The 4551-nt window shown below is 66.5% G+C and carries 3 protein-coding genes and 2 pseudogenes; 4 read left to right on the top strand and 1 reads right to left on the bottom strand.

From position 1 onward, the window contains the following. A pseudogene (locus DI526_RS23130) lies at positions 1-157 on the bottom strand (hypothetical protein); the annotation flags it as partial. A gap of 299 nt (positions 158-456) precedes the next feature. On the opposite strand from DI526_RS23130, the pseudogene DI526_RS23125 reads away from it, so the two are divergent. The 4 genes and pseudogenes from DI526_RS23125 to DI526_RS23110 form a co-directional block, all read left to right on the top strand. Beyond that, positions 457-2474: pseudogene (locus tag DI526_RS23125) on the top strand (methyl-accepting chemotaxis protein). Next, a complete protein-coding gene (locus DI526_RS23120; protein WP_304283323.1) occupies positions 2471-2758 on the top strand; it encodes an STAS domain-containing protein in 288 nt (95 codons plus the stop codon). The pseudogene DI526_RS23125 and the gene DI526_RS23120 overlap by 4 nt, the downstream one beginning before the upstream one ends. Then, on the top strand, positions 2755-3120 hold the full coding sequence (locus DI526_RS23115; RefSeq protein WP_013080817.1) for a response regulator: 366 nt from the start codon (positions 2755-2757) through the stop codon (positions 3118-3120). Before DI526_RS23120 ends, DI526_RS23115 begins: the two co-directional genes overlap by 4 nt. Before the next feature lie 68 nt (positions 3121-3188). Beyond that, on the top strand, positions 3189-4551 hold a 1363-nt coding region (locus DI526_RS23110; RefSeq protein ID WP_304283318.1), incomplete at its 3' end, for an Hpt domain-containing protein.

The following is a 4551-nucleotide window of genomic DNA, read 5'->3' as shown; positions in this document are numbered from 1 at the left end:
CGTTGCATTCGAGCATGACCTGAGCGGCGTCGCGGGTGTTGGCGAACTGCTGCAGGCAGCGGCCCATCTGGTCTTCGAAACCCCCGGCGGCCGTAGCGGCCTGAGCGACGAAAAAGCTGCCGGCGATTCCCGCGGCAATAGCGATCGGATATTTCATCCCGCTGCTCCTAGTAGTGTTTCTACGTCATATGGACGATGCGCCAACTGGACGCAGGCGTAGAATCTCCACGGGCAGTTAATATATTCTGATCTCGATCAAAATATTCGTGCTTTACTACCAGGTAACCATAAAGGTTGCTGGCGCGCGATTCCTTTTCAGTCCCTGCGCTCATTAGCAACCAGACGGGGACGCTGCGACGAAAAGTCACCTTTGGGGCTTTCGGCCGAATTTATCTCGATTTCGTTTTAACCAAGTCAGAGTCTGTTAGGACTCTATCTGGAATATCTCGCTTCAGTTTGGCGACCCGTGGGCACGGGCCGCTGGTTGGAGGGGACCTACGGTGAAACGCATTCGTCTCGTCGATCTGCCGTTGATCATCAAGATCGGCTTCGCGCCGGCGTTCGCGCTGCTTATGCTGGCCCTGATGGCCGGCGGCGCCATCATTGTTCAACAGAGCCAGTCGGCCGCGCTGAAGCAGGTCGTCGAAAGCGACATGCGCCAGAACATGGAGATCCAGAGGATCTCCAAGCGCATCTCCAACATCAACGGTGAACTCTACACCGTGCTGACCCACAAGGCCGGCAACATCGACGTCGCCAAGAACGACGCCCGCATGGCGGCGATCCTCACCGAGACCGATGCGGTCAAGAAGGATCTGGTCTCGCTGAAGGCCAAGCTGCCGGCCGCGGAACAGCCCAAGATCAACGAGCTGATCAAGTCGCTCGACGAGTGCCACAGCGCCATCGACACCGTCAGCGGCATGATCGGCGTCGACTTCAACATGGCTGTCGGCTTCATCGCGCCGTTCGAAGAACAATACGCCAAGATGACGGGCATCCTCGACCAGGTGGTCGCCGCGGCCAACACCCGCGTCGCCAAGGAGACCGCCAAGCGTCAGACGGAAGCCACCGCGGCGATGAGCATCACGATCGTGATGTCTCTGGTCACCCTGGCCGCTGTCGGCGCCCTGGCGTTCCTGACCGTGATGACCACGCGCAAGTCGATCAACGACATCGCTGGCGCCACGGACAAGCTGTCCAAGGGCGACAACAGCATCGACCTCGAGAAGCTGACCCGCGGCGACGAACTGGGCGCCATCGTCTCGGCCCTGAAGGTCTTCCGCGACAACCAGCTGCACCTGGAGCAACTGCGCGCCGAGCAGGAGAAGTCGGCCGCCCTGACCGCGGACGAGCGCCGCGCCAAGGAAGCCGCCGCCGCCGCCGCCGCCCAGGAAAGCGCCCTTGTGGTCACCAACCTGGCCACGGGCCTGGAGAAGCTGGCCTCGGGCGACCTGACCTTCCGCGTCAACGCCGAATTCCCCGGCGACTATCGCAAGCTGAAGGACGACTTCAACGCCGCCATGGGCTCGCTGCAGGAGACGATGAAGGTCATCGCCGCCTCGACCGACGGCCTGCGCACCGGCGCCGACGAGATCGCCCATGCGTCCGACGACCTGTCGCGCCGCACCGAGCAGCAGGCCGCCAGCCTGGAAGAAACCGCCGCCGCCCTGGACCAGCTGACCTCGACCGTCCGTCGGACCGCCGCCGGCGCCCGCCAGGCCTCGGACGTCGTCTCCACCACCCGTGGCGAAGCGACGCATTCCGGCCAGGTTGTGCATCAGGCAGTGTCCGCCATGGGGGAGATCGAGAAGAGCTCGGGTCAGATCAGCCAGATCATCGGCGTGATCGACGAGATCGCCTTCCAGACCAACCTTCTGGCCTTGAACGCCGGCGTCGAAGCGGCGCGTGCGGGCGAGGCGGGTCGCGGCTTCGCGGTCGTGGCTCAGGAAGTCCGGGCTCTGGCCCAGCGTTCCGCCGAGGCCGCCAAGGAGATCAAGACCCTGATCTCCTCGTCGACCCAGCAGGTCAGCCAAGGCGTCAGCCTGGTCGGCCAGACGGGCGAAGCGCTGCAGCGCATCGTGGCGAAGGTTGGCGAGATCGACGCCCTGGTCACCGAGATCGCGGCCTCTGCCGCGGAGCAGGCGACCGGCCTGAACGAAGTCAATACGGCCGTGAACCAGATGGACCAGGTCACTCAGCAGAACGCCGCCATGGTCGAGCAGTCGACCGCCGCGACGCACTCGCTGAAGGGTGAGACCGCCGAGCTGGTTCGCCTGATGGCCCGCTTCCAAGTGGGTTCGGCCGCCTCGTCCTATTCGCGCCCGGCCGTGGCCGACGCGACGCAGCACGCTCCGGCGCGCAATCCGGTGGCCGAGCAGCAGGCTCGCCTGAACACCTTCGCCCGCCCGGGCCGGAGCAGTGGTTCGGCGGCGGTCGCTCAAGCCCCCGCAACGGATGGTTGGGAGGAATTCTGATGGCCGCCATCGCGCTGCCTGAAAATCTGGACCTGAAGGCCGCGGCCCCTCTGAAGGCCGCCCTCCTGGAGCGCCGCGGCGCGCCGATCGAGATCGAGGCGGACAAGGTGCGCCGCTTCGGCGGCCTGTGCCTGCAGGTCCTCCTGGCGGCTCGCAAGGCCTGGGACCAAGACGGTCAATCTTTTTCCATCAACGGACCTTCCGAGGTCTTCGTAGAAACCACCCGTCTGTTCGGCGCCGAAAAGGCGCTTCTGTCGGCGGAATTTCAAGGAGCTGAATCGTGACGCAGACGGTTCTTACGGTCGACGACTCCCGCACCATGAGGGACATGCTGCGCATGGCCCTGGCCGGCGCCGGCTTCAACGTGGTCGAGGCCGTCGACGGCGAGCATGGGCTCGAGGTTCTCTCGGCCCACCGTCCGGACGTGATCATCACGGACATCAACATGCCCAAGCTGGACGGCTTCGGCTTCATCGAGGCGGTGCGGGTCGATGACGACTATCGCGCCATCCCGATCCTGGTGCTGACCACGGAAAGCGACCCGGCCAAGAAGCAGCGGGCCCGCGAGGCCGGCGCCACGGGCTGGATCGTGAAGCCCTTCAATCCGGAAAAGCTGGTCGACGCCATCCGCCGCGTCGCCGCCTGATCCGGCGGGCGACCAGCCGCTTTGATTTTGAATACCCGTTGCTAGACGCGAATTAGGACGTACGGGAAATGGACGAGCTAGAGGCCATCAAGGTCACTTTCTTCCAGGAATGCGAGGAGCTTCTCGCCGACCTCGAAGGCGGTCTCCTGGCTATGCAGGAAGGGTCCGGCGACCTCGAGACGGTCAACGCCGTCTTCCGCGCCGTCCACTCGATCAAGGGCGGCGCCGGCGCCTTTGGCCTCGAGCCGCTGGTGCGCTTCGCCCACGTGTTCGAGACCCTGCTGGACTCCGTGCGCTCCGGCGCCGTGCCCAGCACCATCGAACTGGCCGCCGTCCTGCTGCGCGCCTCCGACATCCTGGCCGATCACGTCAGCACCGCCCGTGGCCTGGGCGACGTCGACATGGCCGCCTCGGCCGCCATGGCCGCCGAGCTGGCGCATTGGACCGATCCGGCCGCGAACCCCGCGCCGGCCGCGGCCGCCGCTCCGGTCGCCGAGGCTCCCGCCGCCGAAGCTCCTGTCGAAGCGGCCGTCCCCGCCGCCGTTGATGACGATGCGCTGGAAGAGGACGACCTCGGCTTCGTCTTCGTGCCCCAGACCATCACGGTCGAGGCCCAGGCGGCCGACGCCGAACTGGCGCCGGACAATATCTGGACGGTGTCGATCCGTCCGAAATCGGATCTCTATCGCAAGGCCAACGAGACGGCTCTGCTGCTGCGTGAGCTGAGCCGCCTTGGCCCGATCAAAGCGACCCTGGACGATCGCCACCTGCCGGAGCTGGACGAGCTGGATCCGGAAGCGGCCTACGTCACCTGGAATGTTCGCGTCGAGACCGAGGAAGACGAGACCGCGATCCGCGAGGTCTTCGAGTTCGTCGACGGCGACTGCGACCTCGACATCATCCGCGGCGAGGCCACGGTCGCGCAGCTCGCCGCCCTGGTGAGCGCCGGCGAGATCTCGGCCGCCGAAGTGCAGGCCCCGCCGGCCGCCGAACCCGTGGTGGCGCAGGCCCCCGCGCCGGAACCGGTCGAAGCCAAGCCCGCCGCCGAAGCGCCGCCGCCCCCGGCCCCCGCGCCAGCTCCGGTCGCCGAAGCGCCGAAGGCCGCCGCGCCGACGGCTCCCGCCGCCGCGCCCGCCGCGGCCCCGGCCAAGGCCGCCCAGGTCGAAGTGCCCGGTCCTGGCCAGTCGGTGATCCGCGTCGATCCCGAGCGGATCGACCGCCTGATCGACCTGGTCGGCGAGCTGGTCATCAACCAGGCCATGCTGGCGCAGCGCGTCGGCGAATATGGCATCGCCCCGTCCTCCAACCTGGCCATGGGCCTCGACGAGCTGGAACAGCTGACGCGCGAGATCCAGGACAGCGTCATGGCCATCCGCGCCCAGCCGGTGAAGTCGGTGTTCCAGCGCATGCCGCGCCTGGTCCGCGAAGTCG

Source organism: Caulobacter segnis (assembly GCF_003243465.1).
Classification (GTDB): Bacteria; Pseudomonadota; Alphaproteobacteria; order Caulobacterales; family Caulobacteraceae; genus Caulobacter; species Caulobacter segnis_A.
Note: the sequence above shows the minus strand (reverse complement) of the source record. Positions and strands in the feature narration are given on the sequence as shown.